The organism is Paenibacillus silagei (assembly GCF_017874735.1).
Lineage (GTDB): Bacteria > Bacillota > Bacilli > Paenibacillales > Paenibacillaceae > Paenibacillus_AQ > Paenibacillus_AQ silagei.
In genome coordinates this window covers 48,142-73,306 of record NZ_JAGGLV010000018.1, presented here as the reverse complement: position 1 = coordinate 73,306, position 25,165 = coordinate 48,142, and the positions used below count along the sequence as shown (strand labels likewise).

The window sequence follows — 25,165 nt, the reverse complement described above, 5'->3', positions numbered from 1 at the left end:
GGTATAAGGAGGAATGCAGTATGTTCATACGCACGGATGATAAAATCACGGCTACACAAACGGCCATTTTCCTGAACAATACCTTGCTGGGCGCGGGTGTGCTCACACTGCCGCGCAGCGTAAGCAAGAGTGTCGGAACTCCGGATGGCTGGATCTCCACCCTGCTCGGCGGGGCCATTGTGATGCTGGTTGTCCTCCTTATGGTGAAGATCAGCCAGCAATTCCCGGGAAAAACCGTCTTTCAGTACTCAAGGCTGCTGACCGGCCGGTTCATCGGCGGCATTCTGTCCATGCTGTTAATCCTGTATTTCATCACTATCGCCGGCTTTGAGATCCGTACACTGGCCGAGGTTACCCTGTTTTTCCTGCTGGAGGGGACTCCGATCTGGGCAGTAATCCTTCCTTTTCTCTGGCTGAGCACCTACCTCGTATACGGAGGCATCAACTCTATTGCCCGTGTCTACACCATTGTTTTCCCGATCAGCATTATGATTCTGCTCATCTCCTTCGTGCTCAGCCTGCGGATGTTCGATATCGATAATCTGCGTCCTGTACTCGGCAAGGGATGGTCCCCCGTATTCGCCGGGCTCAAATCCACCGTGCTTGTATTCACCGGCTGTGAAGTCACTATGACGCTTGTGGCATTCATGGATGACCCCAAAAAGGCTGTCAAAGCTATGCTTGGCGGCCTGGCCATCCTGATGTCCATCTATTTCCTGACCATCATTATAGTGATCGGAGGCATCTCTATTGATTCCGCCATCACCAGCACCTGGCCCACTATTGATCTATTGCGCAGCTTCGAGGTGCCGGGATTTTTCTTCGAGCGTCTGGAATTCCCGTTCATGGTCATCTGGCTGATGCAGATGTTCTGCAACTTCAGCAGCTTCTTTTTCCAGTCCACGCTGGGTCTCTCACAGATCTTCAAGCTTAAGGTGCACCCGATTATTTATGCGTTGGTTCCGCTGCTGTTCATCTCGGCGATGCTGCCCAAATCCTTAGGCGATCTGTTCGCACTCGGAGATACCATAGGCAAGATGGGGTTGGTGCTGTTCCTGCTGGTGCCTGTCCTGCTCTCTGTCGTCTGGCTCATCCGGGTGAAGGGGCTGAAGCAGCATGTGTAGAAGAATCCTGGTGGTGCTGTGCAGTCTGCTAATCCTTGCCACACTGACCTCCTGCTGGAGCAGTAAAGAGATTGAGGATCTGGCCCTATACGCAGGGCTGGCTCTGGATGTCGGAGAGTTCTCGGCCACAGAACAGGAGCTGGAGGACAAGGGCGCTACTTATTATAAAAAGAATAAAATCACCGCCACTGTGCAGATGGTTCCGGCTAACTCCGTGGGAGGGACAGATAAACAAGGCGGCAGCAGCGGCAGCAGTCCACCCTATATGAATGTAACCGGAACCGGAGATTCTGTGCTGGAGATCTTCCGTCAATATTCGATTCTGCGTGAACGGCCGATCATCGGCCACCACCTCAAGGTTATAGTGATCTCCAGTGAACTGCTCAAGCAGCAGAGGATAAACCAGTTAATGGATTTCGTCCTTCGGGATAATGATATCCGTCCCAGCACGATGGTGTTCATAAGCCAAGGCCGCGCAGCAGACACTATGGTCGCGAAGCAAAAAAATGAAATTCCTGCCTTTCACATCAGAGATATGCTGCGCAATCAGAAGAGAACCAGCAAGGTGCTGGACCCTGTTATTTTATCGAAAATGGATGCCAATATGCACTCCAAACGCAGTTATGCACTGCAGAACCTGGTAACGGCGAATGGGGAGGTAGAATTCTCGGGAGCCGGAGTGATCAAGGGAGATACCGGGCACTGGGTGGGCCCGCTGAATCAGGAGGAAACCGAATGTCTGAGCTGGCTGACCAACGGGGGGCAAAGCGGGGTCATCAAGACCTACGACTGGAGCAATGAGCCGATTACCTATGAACTCAAGTCCATGAAGAGTAAAATCACTGCCAAAGCAGACGGCGGCGAGCTGTCCTTTGACGTCAAGCTTGTAACGGAAGGAAGGCTAAGCGAAACCTGGAACGTAGAGGAATACCCTGCGGCCACCCATCTTCCCCAAAAAGCAGAGGAGCTGTTCAAGGAGCGGCTGGAGGGGATGATGAAGAGTATGCTTCACAAGCTGCAGTCGGATTACAAAGCAGATGTGGGCGGATTCTCCACCAGACTCAGCATCCAGGAACCCGCCTTATGGAACAAGCTGGAGGATCATTGGGACGAGGTGTTCAGCCGGACTCCTATTCATGTCACGGTTGATTTGAAGATTACGGACTTCGGCTCCTTCACTCAATAGGGTAATCCCGTTAAGAGTCTGTTTTAAAAAAAGCTGTCCCAGCAGCCGTGTCTAATGAACGGCCTTCGGGACAGCTTTGTCGTGCCTTACTGCTTGTCTGAGAGAATCAGCACTCCGCGCCCGGGAACTGGAGTGGAGCCGCTGAACTTCTTCCCGGTAAGCAGATCGGTCCGCTCTAGGGTACCGATATCCGCACGAAGCTCCTCTGCTGAATGGTTCAGCAGGAACAGATAGGATACGCCGTCCTTCACACGCTGAACGGACTCGATACCTTCCGGCGCGCTGACCAGCGGCGCAATGCCGTTATCGGCGCACAGGTTAGCCAGGAAGCCGCGCAGGAAGCCCTCATCCGGGCTGGTGGCCACATAATAAGCCTTACCAGCGCCGAAGCTGTTCACCGTTAGGGCAGGCATACCTTTATAGAAATCCGCACCATACTGAGCGAGCACCTCTGCGCCTTCGGGATGAATCAGGTCGCAGAGCAGGCCGCAGGCATAAGAACGGTTCAGAGCCCCCCATTCCTTATTCATTACGATTTCATTGCTCATGCCCGGCAGCAGGGCATCGATCTCCTCGGCCCAGATCCCCAGCACCTTACGCAGCTCTCCCGGATACCCGCCAACCGTAACCAGATCATTCTCATTGACGATCCCGCTGAAATAAGTCGTAATGAAGGTGCCGCCGGCCTGGACGAAGGCCTCGACCTTCTCGGCGAAGCCCGGCTTCACCATATACAGCACCGGCGCAATGACAATCTTGTATCTCGACAGATCCTCTTCTACGCCGATCATATCCGCTTCAATATTCTGCTGATAGAGCGCATCATAATACTTATGGACCTCGTCCACATATTTCAGTGCAACAGACGGGCCGCTGGAGAGATCAAGCGCCCAGCGGTTCTCCCAGTCGTAGATAATCCCGATCTGCGCCGCACTGCGTGCATCCAGCAGCTCGCTGCCCAAGCTCTCCAGCTCCCGGCCCAGCTCAGCACATTCGCGGAATACGCGGGTATGCTCATGCCCTACATGCTCAATGACCGCTCCGTGGTATTTCTCGCAAGCGCCGATGGACCGCCGCAGCTGGAAGAACAGCACGGTGTCAGCACCGCGCGCTACCGCCTGATAGCTCCAGAGGCGCATGACGCCGGGACGCTTCAGGGAATTGTACGGCTGCCAGTTCTGCTGGCTTGGCGTCTGCTCCATCAGCATGAACGGCTGGCCGTTCTTCAGGCCGCGCATAAGATCATGTGTCATCGCCGTATGGCTGACCGGCGTGTCCAAGGAAGGATAGTTGTCCCAAGAGATTACATCCAGATATTTCGCCCACTTGAAATAATCCAGCTCCGGGTAGAAGCCCATCATGTTGGTTGTAACCGGAATATCCTGGCTGTGCTCCTTGATTGCCTTATATTCGAGAATGTAACATTCCAGCAGGCTATCCGACATGAATCTCCGGTAGTCCAGAGAGATTCCCTGGAAGTTGGTCCGGTTGCCGTTCCACTCTTCACTAAGCTCATTCGGGACAACGATTTCCTCCCAGTCATAGAAGGTATGGCCCCAGAACCGGGTGTTCCAGGCTTTGTTGAGCGCATCCAGCGTTCCGTAACGTTCCTTCAACCATACGCGAAAAGCCGCCTCGGACTGCTCGGAATAATCATATCCGCCGTATTCATTGGAGATATGCCAGGCTACCAGGCCCGGGTGATCCTTATAGCGCTCAGCCAGCTTACCGGCCAGCAGGGCCGCGTATTTGCGGTAGACTGCGCTGTTCGGGTTGGAGTTGTGGCGACCGCCGAATTTACGCTTCCGGCCCTGAACATCCACGCGGGTTACCTCCGGATAGCGGTGAGCCATCCAGGCCGGATGTGCCCCGGTACCCGTAGCCAGACATACATATGTGCCGTTCTTATATAAGCGGTCGATTAACTCATCCAGACCACTGAAATCGTACGTATCCTCAGACGGCTGAATCAGCGCCCAGGAGAACACATTAATGGTTGCTACGTCTATGCCCGCGAGCTTGAACATCCGCTCGTCCTCCGCCCAGACCGGGGCCTCCCATTGCTCCGGGTTATAATCTCCACCGTACCAGATCTTAGGTAATATCTCGTTGATCACGCTACGCACATCCTTTATAGTATAAGTATATTCTTATTTTAATCGCTACCTCAATCGCTATAAATATAATATTAATGAATTGAAATATAATAATATGGAACACCAGGAGATGAACCAGAATGTCACTGGATACCGTCCGCAGAATCGTATTCGCCCAGGAGAGCGGCCAGCTGCTCCCCATCACCCTCGACAGTATGGGGTATAACCCTGATCAGGAACAAGTCTCCCGGCCGCAAGGCTATCACACCTATCATTGGCTGCAGACGGCGCATGGCAGCGGGATGATCCACTTCGACAACAAGAAGCTCACCCTCACCGAGGGCAGCGGCATTCTGCTGATGCCGGGGACACCGCACCGCTATGAAGCACTCTCCTCAGAGACTTGGCGCACCTATTATCTCACCTTCGGCGGGACCTCAGCCCGGCATATTCTGGATTCGCTCGGGATGAACACCAGCCTGTTCTACCGCTGGGAGAGCGGGGCGCCGCTGAGCTCGATGCTGAAGGAGATGCTGGACCGCCACGATACTTCGAATGACATGTTCAGTCTCGGGGAATCCAGCGATGCCTACCGTTTCCTGCTGACCCTGAACAAATACGGGCAGCTGCATAACAACACGGCCATCTCCCGCAATGTGGACAAGCTTCAGCCGCTGCTGAAATGGATGGACAGCCATTATGGTGATCCCGAGGTAGGCCTCAGTGATCTCGCCTCCCGGCTTGAGGTGTCCGGCAGATATCTGAACAGCCTGTTCCTGCAGACCTTCGGGCTATCGCCTTATGCTTATTTCGTCCGGCTGCGCATCCGCAAGAGCAAGGAGCTGTTGGTTGCGAATCCCCAGCTTACCGTTAAGGCCATCTCGCAGCTGGTCGGCTTCCGCGATGTCAGCCATTTCGTAGCCACCTTCCGTAAGCAGTCGGCGGTTACGCCGGAGCAGTTCAGGAAGCTGCACTAACTCCTGAACATACAGAGACGGATACCATCCACCTAAGTGGGGTATCCGTCTTTTGCGGCACGAATATAGGATCTTATCCTACGTTTATGACTTCACTGCTGCCCGTTACTCCACAGGACCGCTGCCGTTCTGCAGCCTGTCTGTCCCGCTCACCGCTTCCGGCAGCCCTGCCTTCAGCTCTTCGATGAACTCCCGGAACGCGCTCGTCATATAGAGGTCGCGCCGCCGGATGAATACCGTCGGCACCTCCGCATACTTCTCGGGAAACGGATAGATCCTTATCCCCTCCGTGACATTCATCCGGGTGAAATAGGATAACGGCAGCACCGCATACCCTATTCCCGCCCTTACACAGCCGAGTAATCCCTCCATCGTCCCGAACTCCATCATCTTACCCAGCCGTCCGCCCTCTTCCGCCAGCCAGCTCTCCAGCTTGTTCCGGTACAGGCATTCTGCATTCAGCATCAGCAGGGTCTTGTCATGAACAGAGAGGATGCCCTGATAATCCATACTATCGGGAATCACCAGCCCGATCCGTTCGTGGATGAGCAGCTCCTGGACAATCTCCGGGTGCTCCACCGGCCCGTCCATAAAGGCCCCCTGGACTTGATGCTGCAGAACCGACTCGATCAGCTCCCCCGCCCGTCCGACCTGCAGCTGCACCTCCACCTCCGGGTAGCATCCTCGGTAAGTGGACAGGATAGCAGGCAGCCGCACTGCCGCCGTCGTATCCGAGCCGATGGTAATCAAGCCTGTGGGCACCGGCGAATCCAGCACCGCCAGCTTCGCCTCATCCAGCAGATTAAGAATCTTGACCGTATACTCCATGAACGTCCGTCCGGCCGAGGTCAAGGTAATTCCCCGGCTATGCCGGTAGAACAGCGGAGTCTTCAGCTCCTGCTCCAGCTGCTGGATTCTTGCCGTTACATTGGACTGCACATAGTTCAGGCTTTGGGCTGCCTTAGAGATACTTCCTTCTTCGGCAACCGCCAGAAATACTTTGAGAAGACCCGTATCCACGCCGTATCGCTCCCCCCGGATCACCCATCAGCCGCAGTGATGGCCTCCATCATTTCCCTTCATTATACATGATCCGATACACCGTTTATGATGGAAATATAACAGGAATGCGAGACCCCGACTAAAAAATGGCTAGGAGTGAGAGCAGTGGAAAACAAAAAGTGGAAGTTCCAGCTGCCCGGTAATCCGGATGGCATAGAAATAGCTATCGGTACAAGTGAAATCAGAACTGTCCATGACCTCCTAAGCCGGTTCCGCCAAGAGGAGCTTATGGCGGCGCAGAAGCAGCAGGCCGAGAGACGGAAGCCACAGCCGAAAGCTCCTGTGGTCTCCCTGGCCTCCCGCATGCAGGAGAAGAGACGTCACCCTACTGCCTGACTCCAGCTTCCTGCAGGCCAGAGCTTACAGCTTGCAGAATCTGAACAGCAAAAGGCGGAAGCATGACGGTTCCAGTCTCCAGATTGCCGGTTAGCGCGCTGCGGTAGTGCTTCTCCAGCCGGATGCTCTGAGCCGTCCGGCTGAGGTTCAGCAGGAACAGCAGCTCCCGGTTCTCTCCTGTACGCTTGAAGGCCTGAACGCCCTCCGGTAATTCCGCGAACTGCTCAAGCCCTGCGTCCAGCGCGATATCACCCAAAAGCTTCAGCCAATAATCCTCCCCGGGATCGGTTCCGATATAATATACCTTGCCCGCCCCGAAGCGGTTCAGTGTAGCCGCAGGAACTCCGGCATAGTAATCATCTTCATACCAGGCGATCGGCTCCGCTCCCTCCAGACAAAGAATGTCGCACCAATGGCTGCATGCATACAGATTCCCTTCAGCATCACGGAGCGTATGAACCTCGTCTCCAACCGGATCATACTCCTCCACCGTTATGCCGGCCGCACGTGAGAACAGCCCGGGAAGAGGCTGCATTACACAGATATTATTCATGTTCTTCACGCCGCTTCGGCTCATCAGAATGACTGTGCCGCCGCCTTCTGCAAAGGATTCCAGCGCCTGTGCCGCCTCTTCATCATGCAGGTACAGGCTCGGGACGATAACCAGCTTGTAGCCCTCCAGCGGCTGACGCCAGTCCACCACATCACAACTGATGCCACGCTTGGTTAACGCCCGGTGATATTGCTTGATGTTATCATAATAGTCCAGCCCCTCCGCCTGGGGCTGAATCCGCAGCGCAGCCAACTGCTCGTGCGAATACAGGATAGCTGTCTGACTCATGACCAGTGTCCCTTCCAGCAGCGGAGCCAGAGCATTCACCTCACTGCACAGCTGCCCGAATTCGGCAAATCTCCGCCCGGGCACATTGCTGTGGTCGATGAGGCCGTGCCAGAACTGCTCTGCTCCGGCGGCTGCGCTTCTCCAGCGGAAATGCACTACGGTATCCGCACCTCTGGCAATCGCCTGCCAGGCATATGCACGGATCAGTCCGGGATACGGAGTGCGCCACATCGGGAACCAGCAGCCCGGAGGGCCGCTAAGCTGCTCCATGATCCAGAAGCCCCGGCGTTTAATCCCGCGGGTCAGATCCAGGGATAAGGCCCCGCTGTATGGTGCAGTGGCCTGTTTCTTAGGCGAAGGATTCGGATAGTAATCGAAGGCCGCCACATCCAGCTCCTCTGCCAGCCCGTGCATATCCAGCCGCTGCGGATAACTGTGAAAGTTATGGGTGATAAAGTGATGTGGGCAGATCGCCCGCAGCACATCAATCTGCGACTTCTGGAAGGCAATCACTGAATCCCATTGGAACCGCTGGAAGTCCAGCAGCAGCGAAGGGTTCTGAAAAGGTGAAGCGCCATAAGGAACTGTCAGTTCACTCCAGCTGCTGTAGCTTCCGCTCCAGACCACGGTTCCCCACTCCGAATTAAGCTGTTCCAGCGTCCCGTACTTCTGCTGAACCCAGTCCCGGAACGCCAGGTTGCAGCTGTCACAGCAGCAATCCAGCATACTGAATTCGTTATCCGTCTGCCAGCCGATAACCGCAGGGTGACTGCTGTACTGGCGGGCAAGCGCCTCAATAATCCGGCGGCCATATTTCCGCAGGGAAGCGCTGTTATAACAGCGGTGGCCGCGCACGCCCGGATGGAAGACGCCGCCATCCGCGAGTATAGGCAACACATCCGGGTAAGCGGAGGTCAGCCAACGCGGCGGTGTTGCTGTAGGCGTCCCGATCACAATCTGAATCCCGTACGCATGGAACAAATCCAGCGCCCGGTCCAACCAGGCGAAGTCAAAGCTGCCGTCCGATGGTTCCAGCCGGCTCCAGGCAAATTCCGCTACCCGGACAACCTTGACCCCGGTTTCCTTCATTAACTTGATATCCTTCTCCCACATGGACTCGTCCCAATGCTCAGGATAATAGTCGACACCGATTTGCACGTTGCTGTAATCATTCCGCTCCCGAATTGTGCCCAGCTCCCTCTTATCGTAATGTACAAGACTTTGATTCGAGTATACCTCAATCACCAGTTAGCCGAAAACCATAAAGGACGCCCCGCCTCACCTCATTCACTGAGATGGGCATGAGCGTCCCGGCCAAGCCACTCTATCCAATCTGTTCCCTTTCAGATTATTTCTTCAGCTTATCCCAGGCAGCCTGCATGCCCTTCTCCCAGCCGGCTTCATCCACTTTGCCGGCAATCAATTCCTGAATGGAGCTGGCGAATTCCTGTGTAACGCCATCAGGGAATTTGGATGCCTGCAGCCCGTAGACCTTGCCTTCTTTTACATAATTCCAGACATCCGCACCCAGCAGACCGATATCCTCAGGCGTTGCCGGAATGGTGGACAGTGCAGGAATGAACTTCCATTTCTTCACGATATACTCTTTCCCCATATCTGAAGTCACCAGCCAGTTCAGGAACGTCTTCGCTTCTTCCTTGGAGCCGGATTCCTTGTTCACTACCAGGTTCGCCGGAACACCCACCGACAGCTTATCGTTCATCGCCGCATCGTCGTTGATTGGCATCGGGAACATCCCGATGTTCATGTCCGGCGTAATGTTATCTACCAGGGTCTGTGCCCAGTTGCCTTCCTGCATCATAGCCGTTTCGCCCTTGGCGAACAGCGCCAGGTGAGTGTTAGCATCCGTGGTCAGAGGATTCTTCTGGCCGTATTTTACCGTCAGATTCAGCAAGTTGCTCCAATCCTTGAACTTCTCATTCCCTACGATGGATGCGGTTCCGTCGTTCAGGCCCTTGATGAATTCATCCACATTATCCTGCTGTGCAAAAGCTACGCTAATCCCCTGAATCCCCAGCAGCCACCATTCCTGATAAGCGTTGCCGAACGGAGTTACGCCAATCGCCTGCAGCTTTTTAGCTGCTTCTTCAAGCTGTGAGATGGTTTTTGGCGTCTCTGTAATCCCGGCCTTGGCGAACAGGTCCTTGTTGTATACATAACCGATGCCTTCAAGGTTCATTGGCATCCCGTAGGTTTTGCCGTCCTTGGTCATAGGTTCTGCTGCAAGTGGAATCAGATCCTTCACCCAAGGCTGGTCGGACAGGTCTTCGAGTTTGTCTTGCCACAGTGCCATTTCAGCATACCCGCCGTTACTGAAAATATCAGGAGCATCGCCGGAAGCGAATTTGGTCTTCAGCGCTGCACCATAGTCTGCGCCGCCCCCAACCGTCTGGATATCCAGCTTGATGTTAGGATGCTCTTTCTCGAATTCCACCTTCAGCTCGTTCAGGCCTTCCACGATCTCAGTCTTGAACTGGAAAATCTTAACCGTCTTCACAGCGCCGCTGTTGCCAGCGCTTCCATTAGAAGCATTATTTGAGGCAGACTTATCGGCATTACCGCCACAAGCCGCGAGCACTACTGACATTAGCATTACGGATGACATCATCAGTGCAGAATATTTCTTCTTCATTAGATATTTCCCCCTTGAATAATTTAACTGCTTCTTATGTGGAACGGGAGCCCGGTGAATTAACCCTTCACCGAGCCAGCCGCTATTCCCTCAACAATGTAACGCTGCATGAACAGATAGAAGATGACGATCGGTGCAATCCCGATGGTCAGTGCCGGAAGCGCCATATCCCACTGCTTCGTATACTGGCCGAAGAACGAGAAGGTCGCCAGCGGAATCGTCCGCAGTCCAGGTGCTTGAAGAATCAGAGACGGCAACAGATAGTCATTCCAGATTCCCAGCGCATTGAGCACGATAATGGTCATCAGCATCGGCTTGAGCAGCGGCAATACAATCCGGAAGAACGCGGAGATCGGGTTACAGCCATCCACCGTGGCCGCCTCTTCAATCTCCAGCGGCACAGACTTGATGAAGCCGTGGAACAGGAAGATCGCCATCGGAATGCTGAGACCCAGATGGGAGATAATTAGACCTGTGAAGGAGTTATTCACGCCCAGGACGTTCACAACCTTCAAGATCGGAATCATAATCGTCTGGAACGGAACCACCATCGCCGCTACCATCAGCAGCAGCAGAATCTGGTTGAACCGGTTATTGGCACGCACCATGCGGTACGCCGCCATCGCACTGAACAGCGAGATCAGCGCTACACTGATGATCGTAATAATCAGCGAGTTGCGGAAGGCCTCGGAGAACCGGGCCAGCTTCCAGGCATTCACATAGTTCGACCACATGAAGGTCTGCGGCCAGCTGGCCGCGTCGCTCAGAATCTCGCCGAAGGATTTCACCGAATTCGCCAACAGGAAGTAGAACGGAGAGAGGAACAGAAGCGCCAGAAGGATCATCATCACTTCAATGCCGATATTCCATCTGCTTTTGGTCTTGGCATTCATTAAGCTTCTACCTCCTTACTCTTCGTTATACGAACCTGAATGACAGTGATCAGCGCTACAATGAGGAAGAATAACAGCGCCTTCGCCGTACCCAGACCATAACGGTTGTTCAGGAAGGCTTCGTTATAGATGTTCATCGCTACAGATTCCGTAGATTTGAACGGTCCGCCTTTGGTCAGCGAGAGGTTCAGGTCGAACATCTTGAAGGACCAGGAGATCGCCAGGAACAGTCCAATCGTAACCGCAGGCATAATCAGCGGAAGGATGATGTTACGCAGCACCTGCATCCGGGAGGCGCCGTCAATCTCGGCAGCTTCGAGCACCTCTTTGGAGACGTTGCTGAGCGAAGCGATGTAGATGACCATCAGATAGCCGGAGGACTGCCAGATGAAGACCATGACAATTGCCCAGAAGCCGGTGGTCGCATCCCCGAGCCAAGGAAGGTTGAAGAAGGATAGCCCTGTAAGATCGCCCATAGTGGCGAAGCCTTTGATGAAGATGAACTGCCAGATGAACCCGAGCAGCAGGCCCCCGATTACATTCGGCATGAAAAAAATGGTCCGGAGCATATTGCGTGTCTTCAAGGGTTTGGTCAATAGATAGGCCAGGAAGAAGCCTACTATGTTAGTCAAGATCACACCCAGCACGGTGAATCTCACGGTAAACCAGAAGGATGACCAGAAATCGTGATCATTTGTAAAAATACTTTTAAAATTCTCAAAGCCGACCCAGCTTACATTACCGGATACGCCGTTCCAATCCGTGAAGGAGTAGTACATCCCCATCAGAAACGGAACAATCATGATCAAGGTAAAAAACAATAATGCCGGGCCAACGAAAAATACCTGCTGACCGAATTGGGACAATTTATTGCCGCGCATGTATGGCCCCCCTTTCTTTTACTCACTCACTTGTTTATGATCTAAAGATATTATCTGTTTTTTGCAGAGCCTCTTACACCTACGCAAGTGATCTTTAGGGTGTAAAATATTGACCTGGATGTGACCCGCCCCATGAAATGGACCAGTATCCGCACGAAGCTGATCGTCTTCCTGCTTGTGCCCACCTTAATCTGCATTATGGCTACGATGTATGTCAGCTATTCCCACACCACCAAGTCGCTGCGGGACCGGGCGGTCGATGAGAACAAGAATCTGCTCTATCAGGGCTACAAGAACATTAACAGTCTGCTGCAGGAGATCAACCGTCTGTCGCTGAACGTGTATTCTGACGGCGATTTTTACCGGCTGCTGGAAGCAGGGTACGACGATCTGTCCTCCGATATTGCCATCTATAACTCGCTCAGCTATATCTCCACCTCGCTGCCCCACCTCTCACAGGTGTACTTATACAGTGTGAAAGACTCGAAGGCTACGCTGATCACCGACAATACAACACCCAAGCGCTGGCTGGCTAATGCGCCCTACCACCAGTCCAGTCTGAGCGGAAGCTCACCGGTAAGCGTGCAGAGTACACATCTGAGCAATGCTTACGGGCTAAGGCTGCCCTTAACGCAGTTTATACCGGAGCCGGTCTTTACGCTGCACCGCAGAATTGAGCGTATCCCTACCTCGCAGGCGCTAGGCTATCTGTCAATTGATGTGAAGCTGGCAGCCCTCAGTGAGATTGTGGACCAGCTGTACGAGCAGGATCAGGAGAAGCTCTACCTGGTGGACAGCAGCGGCAGGCTGGTCTACAGCCATGATTCCGGGCTGCTCGGCAAACCGCTGAATGCTGATTGGTATAACACTCAGATTGCGGACAGTACGCAGTTGCAGGGTTATTTTGAACAAGACAGCTCTGTATTCATCTATCAAAAGATCGACAGCATCGGCCTCGGCTGGACGCTCGTCAAGCAGATTCCCGTCTCCTATCTGTTCCGCGAAGCCAAGGAGGCCGCCGCGATCAACCTGCTGCTGCTGGCGCTGCTGCTGGTGACGATCATTGTTCTGACGATCCTCGTCTCCTTCCGGATTACCGCGCCGATCAAGCAGCTGACCCGGTATATGAATCAGGTCCAGACCGGGAATCTCAACATTGAGATCCGCCCGGCGGGCAACGATGAGATCGGGGTGGTCACCGAGCATTTCCGCAGTATGATGGACACGATCAACAATCTCATTCTGCGGGAGTACAGACTGGAGCTGGCGAGCCGTACCAATGAGCTGAGGGCGCTCCAGTCCCAGATTAATCCGCATTTTCTGAACAACACTCTCCAGATTATCGGTACGCTGGCCCTGGAGCTGAAGGTGCCGCAGATCTACGGCCTGCTCTCGGCTCTGGCCAAAATGATGCGCTACAGCATGTACAATGATGAGAAGGTGGTGACGGTCCAGAATGAGCTGGACCATGTTAAAGCGTATATCCAGCTGCAGAAGGAGCGTTTTGAGAACAAGTTCAGCTTCCGCTGTGAGGTGGAGGAGCCGCTGCTTCAGGCGCTGATGCCCAAGATGATTATGCAGCCGATTGTGGAGAATTACTTCAAGCACGGCTTCCAGCTTGACCGCCAGGACGGATACATGGAGATTAACGTGGCCGGGCTAACCCCGGAGCGGATGGAGATCAGCATCGCCAACAACGGCCTCCCGATTCCGGCAGGACGGCTGGAGGCGCTGCGCAAGGAGCTGGAGCAGTCCAGCACCGTTGAAGAACGGGAGCTGCTGCAGAACGCCGGACAGGACAGCCCCAGCAGACGCGATGCACCGGGCGCGGGCATCGGCCTCGGGAATGTGCTGGCCAGGCTGCGGCTGGTTTGCGGGGATAACGCCCTGCTGACCGTGGATAATCTGAAGACAGGCGGGGTAATCATCCGCCTGGAAATCGATATTGTAGTGGAGAGTGAACGGATATGAAGGCACTGATTGTAGATGACGAAGCAAGAGTCCGGAAGGCCGTCCGCCTGCTGGTGGACTGGGAGGCCCATCAGATTGAGGAGATTCTGGAGGCGGGTAACGGCAATGAGGCCATCGGTCTGATCCGCCAGGAGAAGCCAGCGCTGGTCATTATGGATATGATGATGGAGTCCGGGAGCGGCCTGGAGCTGATGACCTGGGTGGATGAATTCGCAGGCAGCACCAAGTTCATTGTAGTCAGCGGGCATAATGATTTCGACTTCGTCCGCCAGACCGTCCGCCATGGCGGCATCGATTATATCCTGAAGCCGATTGACCCGGATATGATTAACAGCGCGGTCTCCAAAGCAGTATCCGCCTGGCGGGCCGAGGAGGCGGAACGCAGCCACCGCCAGCACCAGAACCTCCGGCTGAATGAGATCAAGCCGATCTTCGGGGAGAAGCTGCTGTCCGCATTGATCGACGACAAGGTGAATGCCGAGGCCTCGCTGCGCCGCCTGATCCATGACAGCATCATTCCGCCGGACATTAAGATTTCGCGTCTGCTCCTCGTGCAGACGGACAGCGGCAACAATCCGCTGCTGCGGCGCTTCGGCGGCGACAGCGAGCTGCTCTACTATGCCATCGTGAACATCTGCAACGAATTTTTGCAGCAGCAGGGCACGGGCATCGCCTTCCGCTATTGGGGCGGGCCGCCGGAGATTGCCATCCTGCTCTGGGAGCCGCATGAATCCGTCACTTCGCTGATTAGCCGGATGAATCAGGGCATCTTCCTGACGCTGCAATTCCGCATGCATTTCGGAATCAGCACGCCGGGCGCCTTCCCCGCGCATCTGCCGGCGGGACGCGCCGAAGCCGCCGAAGCCCTGCTGCGGCGGAATCTGCTCAGGCATGAGGATTACTGCCATTTTGCGGGAGAGGAGGCGCTGCCGGGCGCGGGGACAAGCATGGGAGCGGGCGCGGTGGCAGGCGGGGAGACTAATGTGGGTGTGATGACGGGCGGGAAGCCAGGCTTGGGTGCGGTGACAGGCGGATTGACTGGCTCGGGAACGGGCGAGGTGACGAGCCGGAAGTCAGGTGCGGGTGCGGCGACAGGCGGATTGACTGGCTCGGGAACGGGCGAGGTGACTGGCCGGAAGTCAGGTGCGGGTGCAGGGCCGGGGTGGGTGACTGGCAATGGTGCTGGCGCAGTGACGGGCAGGGAGCCGGGGACGATACCCGGCGGGAAGCCGCGCGATAAACGGGAGACCGCAGTCCCGCTGAGCTTCGCCGATGTCCAGGAGGACTGGCGGATGGCAGTCATCAGCGGGACGCCCGAGGCCCTGACCGCAGCAGCGCAGCACTGGACCCAGGAGCTGAGCCGCCGGGGGGTGGTTACCCCGCAGATGCTGAACGACTGGAAGGCCGATGCGCTGCTGCTTCGCTCCCGGCTGGTCCGGGAAGCGCTTGGCAGCCAGGCGGCTAACGTGCTGGCTGAGCTTGAGCACGGGGACCAGCAGAACCCCTCTCCGCAGCCCAGCGGCTATTCCTTCTCGCTGTTCGCCTGGCGCGATTGGTCCCTTACCTTCATGCAGCAGCTATCCCGGGCGCTCACGGACAGACAGCAGAAAGAGCGGAACCCGATGACGGAGATCGTAAAATACATTGAGCAGAATTACCCCTCCGACCTCTCCCTTCAGGAGATGGCGGGCAAATTCCAGGTCAGCCGCGAGTATGTCTCACGCCGGTTCAAGCAGGAATACGGCATCAACTTCTCCGACTACATCGTCAGCGTCCGCATCGAGAAGGCCAAGCTGCTGATGCAGAATCCGGGCCTCAAGCTGGCCCAGATCTCGGAAATGGTCGGCTTCCACGACGTCAAATACTTCAGCAAGGTCTTCAAGAAGCACAGCGGCCATTCGCCGAAAGACTACCGGGATCAGGCGGAGCATTAAGCTCCGTCTGGGTGGTATGTGAATGCTGATTACTGGGGGAGAATGTATTCGGTTTTTCGCCTACATTCGGCCGTGTTCCCTCGCGGCGGTGCATTGTGTTCGGTTTTTCGCCTACATTTGGCCGTGTTCCCTCGCGGCGGTGCATTGTGTTCGGTTTTTCGCCTACATTCGGCCGTGTTCCCTCACGACGGCGCATTGTGTTCGGTTTTTCGCCTACATTCGGCCGTGTTCCCTCGCGACGGTGCATTGTGTTCGGTTTTTCGCCTACATTTGCTCCGGTTACTTCACCCTTTTAGTCCTCCATGGCTCTTCACCCATCCACAGATGAAGAGCTGATGCTCTACTAATAGCTCATCAGCTCTAAACGTGTGAAATTCACTTTAACTAATGGCTTGCTGAGTGGTTACTTCACCCCAATTAGGGGGCAAGGGGGAAGGCTTAATTGTAATTCGTACAACTAAATCGTCCGATGTGCCGCCAAATCTCCGTTTAGATGTAGTTCGTGCAATTAAAATGCCCCTACACCTGGATTTTCGTCCATCCGGGCAAATCTAGTTGCACAAAATACAATTAGAAGAGGAAGTCCATCCGTTTCACTGTTTTTAGTTGCACAGAATACACTTATCCCTGTTTTTTCGCTACGAACGCAGCTTCATCCCTTACCTCATTTATGGAATGAACTCACTTGTTTAATTCTGATGCTCTACTAACTTACTGGAGTCCGTTTACTGTTAAATTTCGCTAACCTCTGTACCACGCCAGAAAAGCTTCCGCCACTGCCTTGCCCGCCGCACCGTTCGGATGCGGGTCGAACTCGTCGCTCATATACTCCGGCTTGATCCGGTGATCTGCAGGAGCCGGAACTGAGAGGACGGCGGCCATGTCGAATACGCGGTCCACTCCGGCCGGAGGACTCATGCGGATACATTCATTCACTTTACGCCAATGGGTCTCACGCTCGCCCTCGAAATTGAAAGGTGGCACGGTGCTGAGAATTACTATTGCCTCCGGCTGTGCTTCCTTGATCCGGGAGATAATGTGTGCGAGGTCCCCCAGCAACTTATCTGCCGAGCGCTGGCCGATATCCAGATCATTCACACCGAGCACGATCAGCACCTCATCACCTTGCTGTGCCTTATGCAACCAGGGACCGTCCGTGGCTACATCGTAGGCCCGGCCCCAGCCGGAGCCGATATTCCACACTCCATACTCTGTACCCAGCCCCTCCGCAATTCTTGCCGCCCAGTGTGTGTATTGATCCTTGGCAGTCCGTACCCCTTGCGTGATCGAGTCACCCAGAAAAACCAGCTTCTTCGTTACATCCTTCTTGTAGCCCAGGAAGCTTGGGAGGACCTGCAGCTTGTCCGATTCGCTGAAATCAGCCGCAGACTCCTGAGCTGCCAAAGTACCCGGCGCATCGTAGCCGGAGACCAGCATTCCCTCCACATTGAAGGGGAATGACTTGCCTGCGCCAGCCGTTTTCAAGGTCCAGGTGAAGGCCAACAAGTGGTTCTCCGGCAGCTCCAGAAGCGCTTCGTCGCTCCAGAACTGCTCACCCGGCTCCACTCGCCGCGACAATTCGCCGCCGAAGGTAACCGGCACCTGCGAGCCCGGCACAATGCTGCCGTCCGGCGCCGCTCCGCCATCGGCGAGATATGCCGCCTCGATGCTCCACTCGCCGCCCGGTTCACTGGCTATGGCATCCGTGCCCAGGTCCCAGGTCGAATCCACCGCATTGCTGTGCCAGAACTTCAGCATCAGGCTCCCGTTCTCCCGCAGCCGGATATAGGTGCGGTACGTATGGGTGAACAGCTCCGGCGCGTTCATAATATAGTTGGCGGCTGTAGACAGCGCGGTGGCCGAGGTGAACTCCGGCTGGCTCAGTACTCCGTTTGGCCTGTTCTCCTTGTTCTCCATAGTGCAGCCCGCCTTCCCGATACTCTCTTCCCCACTATCCACCTTCCCCCAGTCCTCCTCTCCAATATTCACTGTCCCTCTACCCTCAATATTGTTCATAGTCATCGACTCCTTTATTCTGGTGCTGTTTCTCTGGCTGATGGGCTGCGGCGGCTGGTACGGCTGACGCTATACCATTAAATTAACAGTAACTTGGCAACCCTTCCAGCATTCCTTCAGCATTCCTTCAGCACTCCATTGGCGGCACTCCTTTAGCACTTCTTCAGCACTCGTTCGAAACCACTAATGTTGCACTATTTGCAACACTGCTGCCTGTGAAACTCGCTATTTTGGTGCAATGTTGCACCAAATGCAGGAATTTCGCCGCTGATTCGCTCAGGGAAGCTGAAATGCTGCATTTTTGACAACAATTCGCCAGAGCCCTGCTCCTGCTGCGGGGATTGTTGCATTTCTGGCAGCAATTAGCCCGTTGTGGCTCATCGTGTGTGCCATTGCACTCCCCCACCGCCGCCAATCCCCAAAAAGCTCCCCGATCAAGGAGACTAATGTCCCCTGTCATCAGAGAGCTTGGTTACTTAAGGGCACAACCATAGGCTAAGCCAGCGTGCAAGTGTGTTAATTCCGTCTATAGTTATGTTAATTCAGTCGTGCGGATGTGTTAATTCGGTCTATAGTTGTGTTAATTCCGTCTTGCGTGTGTGTTAATTCCGTCTATAGTTCACTTATTTCAGCGTAATCGTGAACGTTACGGACTTCTCACCGGCGCCCACGCTCACTGTAGTCTCATCTACCTGCTCCGCACCTTCCACGGAAGCGATAGCGCCGAGATCCTTCACCGCCAGGGTGAATGCTTTGCCGCTGCCTTCGGCAGTTACCATTACAGTGCTGCCGCTGCGTACAGCTTCTACCTTCAGCTCCGGAGCGCCGTGGATATCACGCACAGTCGCTGCAGCAGACTTCCCGTCCTCCAGGGAGTACAGGCCGAACTTCACGCCATCGGCAAAATCATAATCCGGACGGCTGTCCTCGCTGCCCACAGCCAGCAGAGTGTTCGGCCGAACGAACAGCGGCAGGCTGAAGAAGTCATGCTTCTCCTTGCGCCATGATCCGCCCTGTACGGTCTCACCGCTTAACAGGTGTGTCCAGCGTCCGGCCGGCAGGTAGTACTTCACTTCGCCATTCTCCTGGAAGATCGGAGCCACCAGCAGGGAATCGCCCAGCATGTACTGGCGGTCCAGCACCTCACAGGTCGGATCTTCCGGGAACTCCATCACCATGGCCCGCATCGAGGCCCAGCCCTGCTCATGTGCCTGTCCGGCTACATCATACAGGTAAGGCATCAGGCTGCACTTGAGCTTGGTGAAGAAGCGGGTAACGTCCACGGCTTCATCGTCATACGCCCAAGGCACACGGTACGAGGTGCTGCCGTGCAGACGGCTGTGGCTGGAGAGCAGGCCGAAGGCCAGCCAGCGCTTGAAGACATGCGCCGGAGCGGTGTTCTCGAACCCGCCGATGTCATGGCTCCAGAAGCCGAAGCCGGACAGGCCGAGCGACAGGCCGCCGCGCAGGCTCTCTGCCATGGATTCATAGTCGGCATAGCAATCGCCGCCCCAGTGAACCGGGAACTGCTGGCCGCCAGCGGTAGCGGAGCGTGCGAACACGGCAGCTTCATTTTTGCCGAGCTTCTCTTCCAGCACCTCGAATACAACCTTGTTATACAACTGGGTATAATAGTTATGCATCTTGTAAGGGTCGGAGCCGTCAAAGTATACCACATCGGTCGGAATCCGCTCGCCGAAGTCGGTCTTGAAGCTGTCTACGCCCATATCCACCAGGTCACGCAGGTAACCGGCATACCATTCACAAGCCGCAGGGTTCGTGAAGTCGACCAGTCCCATACCCGCTTGCCAGAGGTCCGTCTGATAGACGTCACCGTTGGCTTTTTTGAGCAGATAACCATTCTTCCGGCCTTCTTCAAACAACGGGGAGCGCTGTCCGATATAGGAGTTGATCCACACGCAAATCTTCAGCCCCTTGTCATGCAGACGCTTCAGCATACCCACCGGGTCCGGGAACACACGGGAATCCCATTGGAAATCGGTCCATTGATATTCGCGCATCCAGAAGCAGTCGAAGTGGAACACATGCAGCGGCAGATCGCGCTCCGCCATCCCTTCCACGAAGGAGTTCACCGTAGCTTCATCGTAGTCTGTTGTGAACGAAGTCGTCAGCCACAGGCCGAAGGTCCAGGCCGGAGGCAGCGCAGGCTTGCCTGTCAGGGAGGTGTATTTCGTGATGACCTCTTTAATCGTCGGTCCTTCAATCACGAAGTATTCCAGGCTCTCTCCGGCTACGCTGAACTGGGCCTTCTTCACCTTCTCAGACGCAATCTCATACGATACCAGTTCCGGCTGATTCACGAATACGCCGTACCCCTTGCTCGTCACATAGAACGGAACGTTCTTGTACGCCTGCTCGGAGCTTGTACCGCCGTCTTTGTTCCACAGATCGACCACCTGGCCGTTTTTGACAAAAGCCGTAAAGCGCTCGCCCAGACCATACACGAATTCACCAACGCCCAGATCCAGCTCCTCACGCATGAAGGTGTTGCCGTTCTGATCCGTGATATAGGCCATCGATTTGTAACCGCTGCCGGTAATGCGCTCGTCGCCACGGTAGAAGTCCACAGACCAGTGTGTACCCTTATTGATGACCACGCGGAGTCCGCCGCTGATCAGTACCGTCTGCGCCTCTGTCTCCTCGATTTTCACATGATCGCCGGTTCCCTCAGTCAGCTCGAACGAAGGTCCGCGTGGAATCACGCCGTCGTTATGAATAATTTTGACTCCAACCACGCCCGGAAGCGGGGAATGGAATTTCACAGTCAGCAGTGTGGAGTTGAGTGTCGCCGAACGTCCCGTGATGGGAGTCGTCTGCGTGATGGCGGTCAGGCCTTCCTCGGTTTTTTCTACCACATAGTTCTGCACTGCACCATTGATTGTAATTCCGTCACGAACCAGCCATAAGCCGTCTGTAAATTTCATATGTGCACTTGCCACCCTTCGATTTGGTGTATATAGTTGCATTATACCGATAATAAAAGTTCAAAACTAATAATATATAGCTCATTTATAACACTATTTTGACGCCATCAGACAAGGAGGCCCCTAATGGACCGCACCTCGCAGCGCTTGCTCAAAGAAGACCGCGAACACGGGGATGTCATGTTCCCCCTGGCCGCCTACTGGATCGACCTTCCCGCCGGAGCGCATGTCCTGGACACCCACTGGCATGAGGAAGCCGAGTTCTTCCTGCTGCTGGAAGGCGAGATTCTGTTTCAGGTAGACACAGACTATTTCACGCTTCGCCCGGGTGAGGCCGTGTTCATTGAATCAGGGGATATCCATGCCGCATACGCGCTTACGGAGACCCCTTGCCGCTTCTGCGCCCTTGTCTTCCACCCCGACCTGCTGGCCAGCGCCCAATATGATACTATCCAGCAGAGTGTTATTCTGCCGCTTCAGGAGAAACGCCAGAGCTTTCCGCGCCACCTCACCCCTTCTGTTCCCTGGCAGGCGGAGCTGCTGGTGCATCTGAACCGGATGATGAACGCGTATGATCAACAAATGCCCGGATTCGAAGCTTTGATGAAAGGAACCCTGCTGATTATGCTCTCGCAGATTGCGCAGCCGGGGCGCTTCGTCAACCACAGCCAGTCCGAAGGCGCGGAGCCCACGAAGATTGACCGCCTGAAGCGGATAATTCTCTATATCCAGGACAACTACCAGGAGCCGATCCGCACCCGAGATCTGTCGGGACTGATTCCGATGAGCGAAGGGCAATTCTGCCGTTTTTTCAAAAGTATGACCCGCAAGACGCCCGTCGATTACATCAACTCCTACCGGGTCCGCCAGGCCGCAGCCCTGCTGAAGCAGGGAGACCGCAAAATCTCCGATATTGCCATGGATGTCGGCTTCGACAACGTCAGCTACTTCATCAAAGTGTTCCGCAAAGTCATGAACTGCTCGCCTTCGGAATTCCGCAAGGACGCCGGTCCCTTCGCCGGGCAGAGCCAGCTTTATCCGTAGGCTGAACCCCGTCCTGTACTTTTTCCTGCTTACGGATGCCCGGATACGTTTAAGTTAGGGTATGGATGACCACAGCACCTGCCGCTTCAGCGGTGGCCTAATGGCTCATTCCGGTGGACATGCCGTTCCCCACTAATCTACTTAGAGGAGGCAGATATTCATGAATCAACATGTTACCTTGCCAATTGAGGTACAGGACTTCTACAATGCAGTGAACCAATACCAGCCTGACGCTCTGATCGAATTGTTCGCACCCGGCGCTACCGTGAAGGATAACGGGAAGTCGGCCGAAGGCACAGAGGCTATAGCGGCTTGGGCAGAATCCGAGCTATTCTCTGCTAAGGTCCGCTTTACTATTATGGAAATTGAAGAAATCCAGGGCCGCATTGCGGTGACCGCTGAGATGGAGGGGGAGTTCAATAAGAACCGTGTTCCCGCCCCGCAGCAGTTCACCCATGAATTCAAGGTACAAGGCGGCAAAATCAGAGAGCTGACCATCACGCTTAAATAGACTTTGATGAAATAAAAAAAGAAATCGTTCCTTCGGAAGATTGGGCTGCCGCCCAGCCCTTTCAAAGGAGCGATTTCTTTGGTATGAGACAATCATCCGGGAAGGCAAAAGACAGCCGGAATTGTCCGCCGTCAAGCGCAGCCTCAAGGCTGCCTCCCTGCTTCTCTACCAGTTGCTTGACAATGGCGAGTCCCAGACCGAGCTGGCCGCTTGACCGCGAAGGATCGCTGGTATACGTCCGCTGGAACAACCTGGGCAGATCCTGCTCTTGGATATGCTCCGTTTCATTGGCGAACTTCAGCTTCACCTGCTGCTGTTCCATATACAAAGATATAGTCAAGCTGTTCTTGCCGTACCGGAGCACATTCTGCAGCACATTGGAGAAAATGCGGATCATGGCTTTCTCATCCAGCGGGATGGCCTTGACGTTCTCATCCAGATGAAGCTGCACCTCGATGCCCTTCTGCGTAAGGTCCGGATGAAACGCCAGAATCACTTCGCTCAGCAGGCTGTAGAGATAAACCGGCTGGCTGTCCAAAGGAGTGTCCCCCGAGTCTATACTGGACAATTCGTAGAACGCTTCTACAATATTGTTCATGACTGCCATCTTATGCATGATGATCTCCATATACTGCTGCCGCTCAGCCTCGGAAGCACGGGGATCTTTCAGCAGATAAGCATATCCCTGCAAGGAAGTGAGCGGGGTCCGCAGATCATGGGACAGATTGGCAATCTCTTCTTTCACTGCGTGCTCTCTTGACCGGTGGATCACCCGCTCCCTCTGGCGTTGATCCAGCAGCCGGTTAACAGCCACGACGAGCCGCTCCATCTCCTTCCCGGGCAGAGGCAGCTTGACGTGCAGGTTCTGCCGGGAAGACGCCTCCGCCTCTGCCAATTGCCGCCGCACTTGAATCATGCTCTGCCGCTGCAGCAGATACACAAGGAGTATCCCTGCAGCAGCCAGAGCGGCAATGATGGCTATAGCAAGATACATATGTCTTCCCTCCTTATCTGCACCTGTTAGAACTCTTCCTTCCTGAACAGATACAATCCCAATACATAAAAGAACACCGTATACACCATTCCTGTAATCCACGGCTCCCAGGCAGGATAGGATGCCACATCGTAAGCATTGAACAAGTAATAAGCAGGGCTATGACTGTGGAGCCAGGCCGCCCAGACATATCTGCCTTTCAGAGCGCCCAAAATCATGTAGGGCAGGAAATAGATCAGCAGGAACACGGTAGATATCTGTGCATTTTTGTTCATCACAGCGTTTATACAGAAGTAGGTGGTTACACCGGCAATCATAATAGGCAGCATACCAAGCAGCATCTGGCAGTATTCTGTAAGCGCATATTCATAGCTGCGCAGCAGCAGCTTCGAGCCGAGCAGGACCGAGATCCCGACCAGAACGAGCGCGAACAGCAGGAAGCCGGCCAGTGTAACCAGCAGCTTGGCGGTGTAGATCGAGCGTCTGCTGAAGCCGTAGGCTACGGTATTTTTGAGCACATACTTGTGATCTCCCATCAGGATTCCGGTAAAAATCGTAAGCAATGCGAATACCACCGGCATCATAGCCAGCACATTACGGTAGAAGAAGCGCTCATTCCCATAGGTGAAGCCCGGATCAGAATGATGAAAGACATTGAGCGTCACCGCAGCAGCGGCCATTAACACCGCACAGAGCAGACCGTAAAAATAATAGTTTTTGGTGCGGATAAAACGGTACTGCTCACTTTTCATCAGATTAAGCATGACGCTCACCTCCCAGCAGACCCAGGTAATATTCTTCCAGATCGCCGCCGGTGGCTGCAATGGAGAACACGCTGACGCCCTGGGCATGAAGCACCCGGTTGAGCTGATCGGTCTTATCCATCCCGCCGGAGAGCAGAATCCGGTGTCCCGGCAGGATCCGGTAAGGGATACCCGGGAAATGCTTCTCCAGAACGGTAGACGCTTTGCCGCTGTCATCCACCACGATCTCTACATTTCTTCTGGTCTTCTGCAGCAGTTCTTCTGCCGTTAATTGCTCCACAATCTTCCCCTGGTCCATGAAAATATAACGGGTAGCCACACTCTGCAGCTCAGACAATACGTGACTTGAGATGAGGATTGTGACCTTCTTCTCTTCATTGAGCGTCTGCAGGAGCTGGCGGATCTCCGCCTTCCCCTCCGGGTCAAGGCCATTGGTCGGTTCATCCAGAATCAGCAGCTCGGGGCGGGTCATCAGCGCAAGCGCGAGTCCCAGCCGCTGCTTCATCCCGAGGGAGAAGGCTTTGAATTTCTTGTTCGCGGCATGAAGCAGATTAACATCCTTAAGCGCCTGCTCAATGGAATCCTTACCGGCCAGACCCCTCTGCTGGCGGAAATACTCCAGGTTCTGCCTGGCTGTGAAGTCCGGGAAGAACGCCGGCTCTTCAATCATCGCCCCGACGCTCCGTCGCCCCTTCCGCAGACCGGCGTCATCCTGGCGTCCGTAGAGCGAAATCGTGCCTGCCGACGGAAACACCTGCTCTGTGATACATTTGAACAGCGTGGTTTTGCCTGCGCCATTTTTACCGATCAGTGCGGCAATATCCCCTGACTCAATCTGCAGGTTAATATCCCGGAGCGCATAAGCTTCCTGATAGGTCTTATTGAGCGCCTTAATCTCCAATATACAATGCATCATCATTATGACTCCCTTGCCGTT

The 25,165-nt window shown here is 54.7% G+C and carries 19 protein-coding genes; 8 read left to right on the top strand and 11 right to left on the bottom strand.

Going from position 1 to position 25,165, the window contains the following annotated elements; all coding sequences use genetic code 11:
- Nucleotides 1–20: 20 nt before the first annotated feature.
- The gene (locus tag J2Z70_RS23225; RefSeq protein WP_209877125.1) at nt 21–1,124 is read left to right on the top strand and encodes a GerAB/ArcD/ProY family transporter; all 1,104 of its coding nucleotides are present in this window, start codon (nt 21–23) and stop codon (nt 1,122–1,124) included.
- Nucleotides 1,117–2,310 (top strand): Ger(x)C family spore germination protein, encoded by a 1,194-nt coding sequence (locus J2Z70_RS23220; protein ID WP_209877123.1) that lies wholly within the window; start codon nt 1,117–1,119, stop codon nt 2,308–2,310. Before J2Z70_RS23225 ends, J2Z70_RS23220 begins: the two co-directional genes overlap by 8 nt.
- Before the next feature lie 86 nt (nt 2,311–2,396).
- Here the strand turns inward: J2Z70_RS23220 and J2Z70_RS23215 are convergent, their stop codons facing one another.
- Nucleotides 2,397–4,427, bottom strand: a complete 2,031-nt coding sequence (locus tag J2Z70_RS23215) for a beta-galactosidase (protein ID WP_209877121.1) — start codon at nt 4,425–4,427, stop codon at nt 2,397–2,399.
- Nucleotides 4,428–4,546: 119 nt separating this feature from the next.
- Here J2Z70_RS23215 and J2Z70_RS23210 point away from each other — a divergent pair, with 119 nt between their 5' ends.
- Complete coding sequence (locus J2Z70_RS23210) at nt 4,547–5,383, top strand: AraC family transcriptional regulator (RefSeq protein ID WP_209877119.1); 837 nt, start codon at nt 4,547–4,549, stop codon at nt 5,381–5,383.
- Nucleotides 5,384–5,488: 105 nt separating this feature from the next.
- Here the strand turns inward: J2Z70_RS23210 and J2Z70_RS23205 are convergent, their stop codons facing one another.
- Nucleotides 5,489–6,403 (bottom strand): LysR family transcriptional regulator, encoded by a 915-nt coding sequence (locus tag J2Z70_RS23205; RefSeq protein ID WP_209877117.1) that lies wholly within the window; start codon nt 6,401–6,403, stop codon nt 5,489–5,491.
- Nucleotides 6,404–6,550: 147 nt separating this feature from the next.
- On the opposite strand from J2Z70_RS23205, the gene J2Z70_RS23200 reads away from it, so the two are divergent.
- Nucleotides 6,551–6,781 (top strand): hypothetical protein, encoded by a 231-nt coding sequence (locus J2Z70_RS23200; protein WP_076078884.1) that lies wholly within the window; start codon nt 6,551–6,553, stop codon nt 6,779–6,781.
- On the opposite strand, the gene J2Z70_RS23195 is transcribed toward J2Z70_RS23200, so the two are convergent.
- The 4 genes from J2Z70_RS23195 to J2Z70_RS23180 all read right to left on the bottom strand — a co-directional run bounded on the left by J2Z70_RS23195 (nt 6,771) and on the right by J2Z70_RS23180 (nt 12,049).
- Nucleotides 6,771–8,867 (bottom strand): beta-galactosidase, encoded by a 2,097-nt coding sequence (locus tag J2Z70_RS23195; RefSeq protein ID WP_342593048.1) that lies wholly within the window; start codon nt 8,865–8,867, stop codon nt 6,771–6,773. The two genes, J2Z70_RS23200 and J2Z70_RS23195, sit on opposite strands and share 11 nt — an antisense overlap.
- 103 nt (nt 8,868–8,970) lie before the next feature.
- On the bottom strand, nt 8,971–10,275 hold the full coding sequence (locus J2Z70_RS23190; RefSeq protein WP_209877116.1) for an ABC transporter substrate-binding protein: 1,305 nt from the start codon (nt 10,273–10,275) through the stop codon (nt 8,971–8,973).
- A 59-nt stretch (nt 10,276–10,334) separates the two neighbouring features.
- Nucleotides 10,335–11,168, bottom strand: coding sequence for a carbohydrate ABC transporter permease (locus J2Z70_RS23185; RefSeq protein WP_209877114.1), 834 nt, complete (start codon nt 11,166–11,168; stop codon nt 10,335–10,337).
- On the bottom strand, nt 11,168–12,049 hold the full coding sequence (locus J2Z70_RS23180) for a carbohydrate ABC transporter permease (RefSeq protein ID WP_076078881.1): 882 nt from the start codon (nt 12,047–12,049) through the stop codon (nt 11,168–11,170). Before J2Z70_RS23180 ends, J2Z70_RS23185 begins: the two co-directional genes overlap by 1 nt.
- 132 nt (nt 12,050–12,181) lie before the next feature.
- On the opposite strand from J2Z70_RS23180, the gene J2Z70_RS23175 reads away from it, so the two are divergent.
- Nucleotides 12,182–14,020: a sensor histidine kinase gene (locus J2Z70_RS23175; RefSeq protein ID WP_209877112.1), complete on the top strand. Its 1,839-nt coding sequence runs from the start codon at nt 12,182–12,184 to the stop codon at nt 14,018–14,020.
- Complete coding sequence (locus J2Z70_RS33415; RefSeq protein WP_245368466.1) at nt 14,017–15,954, top strand: helix-turn-helix domain-containing protein; 1,938 nt, start codon at nt 14,017–14,019, stop codon at nt 15,952–15,954. Before J2Z70_RS23175 ends, J2Z70_RS33415 begins: the two co-directional genes overlap by 4 nt.
- Before the next feature lie 741 nt (nt 15,955–16,695).
- Here the strand turns inward: J2Z70_RS33415 and J2Z70_RS23165 are convergent.
- Together J2Z70_RS23165 and yicI are read right to left on the bottom strand one after the other, a co-directional pair.
- Nucleotides 16,696–17,970 (bottom strand): SGNH/GDSL hydrolase family protein, encoded by a 1,275-nt coding sequence (locus J2Z70_RS23165; protein WP_245368465.1) that lies wholly within the window; start codon nt 17,968–17,970, stop codon nt 16,696–16,698.
- A 623-nt stretch (nt 17,971–18,593) separates the two neighbouring features.
- Entirely contained in the window at nt 18,594–20,915 is a 2,322-nt protein-coding gene (yicI, locus tag J2Z70_RS23160) for an alpha-xylosidase (RefSeq protein ID WP_209877110.1), read from the bottom strand.
- A gap of 126 nt (nt 20,916–21,041) precedes the next feature.
- Between yicI and J2Z70_RS23155 the strand changes: the two genes are divergently transcribed.
- Nucleotides 21,042–21,959: an AraC family transcriptional regulator gene (locus tag J2Z70_RS23155; protein ID WP_209877107.1), complete on the top strand. Its 918-nt coding sequence runs from the start codon at nt 21,042–21,044 to the stop codon at nt 21,957–21,959.
- A 160-nt stretch (nt 21,960–22,119) separates the two neighbouring features.
- On the top strand, nt 22,120–22,470 hold the full coding sequence (locus J2Z70_RS23150; protein WP_209877105.1) for a nuclear transport factor 2 family protein: 351 nt from the start codon (nt 22,120–22,122) through the stop codon (nt 22,468–22,470).
- A 61-nt stretch (nt 22,471–22,531) separates the two neighbouring features.
- Here the strand turns inward: J2Z70_RS23150 and J2Z70_RS23145 are convergent, their stop codons facing one another.
- The 3 genes from J2Z70_RS23145 to J2Z70_RS23135 are packed head-to-tail and all read right to left on the bottom strand — an operon-like array spanning nt 22,532 to nt 25,141.
- Nucleotides 22,532–23,464 carry a sensor histidine kinase gene (locus J2Z70_RS23145; RefSeq protein WP_209877103.1) on the bottom strand — a complete coding sequence of 311 codons (933 nt, stop codon included), beginning with the start codon at nt 23,462–23,464 and terminating at the stop codon, nt 22,532–22,534.
- 26 nt (nt 23,465–23,490) lie between these two features.
- On the bottom strand, nt 23,491–24,228 hold the full coding sequence (locus tag J2Z70_RS23140) for an ABC transporter permease (RefSeq protein WP_209877100.1): 738 nt from the start codon (nt 24,226–24,228) through the stop codon (nt 23,491–23,493).
- Nucleotides 24,221–25,141: an ABC transporter ATP-binding protein gene (locus J2Z70_RS23135; RefSeq protein ID WP_209877099.1), complete on the bottom strand. Its 921-nt coding sequence runs from the start codon at nt 25,139–25,141 to the stop codon at nt 24,221–24,223. The genes J2Z70_RS23140 and J2Z70_RS23135 overlap by 8 nt, the downstream gene beginning before the upstream one ends.
- Nucleotides 25,142–25,165: the final 24 nt, after the last annotated feature.

What these genes read in the sequence shown, in the direction of transcription:
- J2Z70_RS23185 (WP_209877114.1), bottom strand. Translation starts at nt 11,168, where the DNA reads ATGAATGCCAAGACCAAAAGCAGATGGAATATCGGCATTGAAGTGATG.
- J2Z70_RS23140 (WP_209877100.1), bottom strand. Translation starts at nt 24,228, where the DNA reads ATGCTTAATCTGATGAAAAGTGAGCAGTACCGTTTTATCCGCACCAAA.
- J2Z70_RS33415 (WP_245368466.1), top strand. Translation starts at nt 14,017, where the DNA reads ATGAAGGCACTGATTGTAGATGACGAAGCAAGAGTCCGGAAGGCCGTC.
- J2Z70_RS23210 (WP_209877119.1), top strand. Translation starts at nt 4,547, where the DNA reads ATGTCACTGGATACCGTCCGCAGAATCGTATTCGCCCAGGAGAGCGGC.
- J2Z70_RS23155 (WP_209877107.1), top strand. Translation starts at nt 21,042, where the DNA reads ATGGACCGCACCTCGCAGCGCTTGCTCAAAGAAGACCGCGAACACGGG.
- J2Z70_RS23135 (WP_209877099.1), bottom strand. Translation starts at nt 25,141, where the DNA reads ATGCATTGTATATTGGAGATTAAGGCGCTCAATAAGACCTATCAGGAA.
- J2Z70_RS23180 (WP_076078881.1), bottom strand. Translation starts at nt 12,049, where the DNA reads ATGCGCGGCAATAAATTGTCCCAATTCGGTCAGCAGGTATTTTTCGTT.
- J2Z70_RS23145 (WP_209877103.1), bottom strand. Translation starts at nt 23,464, where the DNA reads ATGTATCTTGCTATAGCCATCATTGCCGCTCTGGCTGCTGCAGGGATA.
- J2Z70_RS23150 (WP_209877105.1), top strand. Translation starts at nt 22,120, where the DNA reads ATGAATCAACATGTTACCTTGCCAATTGAGGTACAGGACTTCTACAAT.
- J2Z70_RS23165 (WP_245368465.1), bottom strand. Translation starts at nt 17,970, where the DNA reads ATGAACAATATTGAGGGTAGAGGGACAGTGAATATTGGAGAGGAGGAC.
- J2Z70_RS23220 (WP_209877123.1), top strand. Translation starts at nt 1,117, where the DNA reads ATGTGTAGAAGAATCCTGGTGGTGCTGTGCAGTCTGCTAATCCTTGCC.
- yicI (WP_209877110.1), bottom strand. Translation starts at nt 20,915, where the DNA reads ATGAAATTTACAGACGGCTTATGGCTGGTTCGTGACGGAATTACAATC.
- J2Z70_RS23175 (WP_209877112.1), top strand. Translation starts at nt 12,182, where the DNA reads ATGAAATGGACCAGTATCCGCACGAAGCTGATCGTCTTCCTGCTTGTG.
- J2Z70_RS23190 (WP_209877116.1), bottom strand. Translation starts at nt 10,275, where the DNA reads ATGAAGAAGAAATATTCTGCACTGATGATGTCATCCGTAATGCTAATG.
- J2Z70_RS23225 (WP_209877125.1), top strand. Translation starts at nt 21, where the DNA reads ATGTTCATACGCACGGATGATAAAATCACGGCTACACAAACGGCCATT.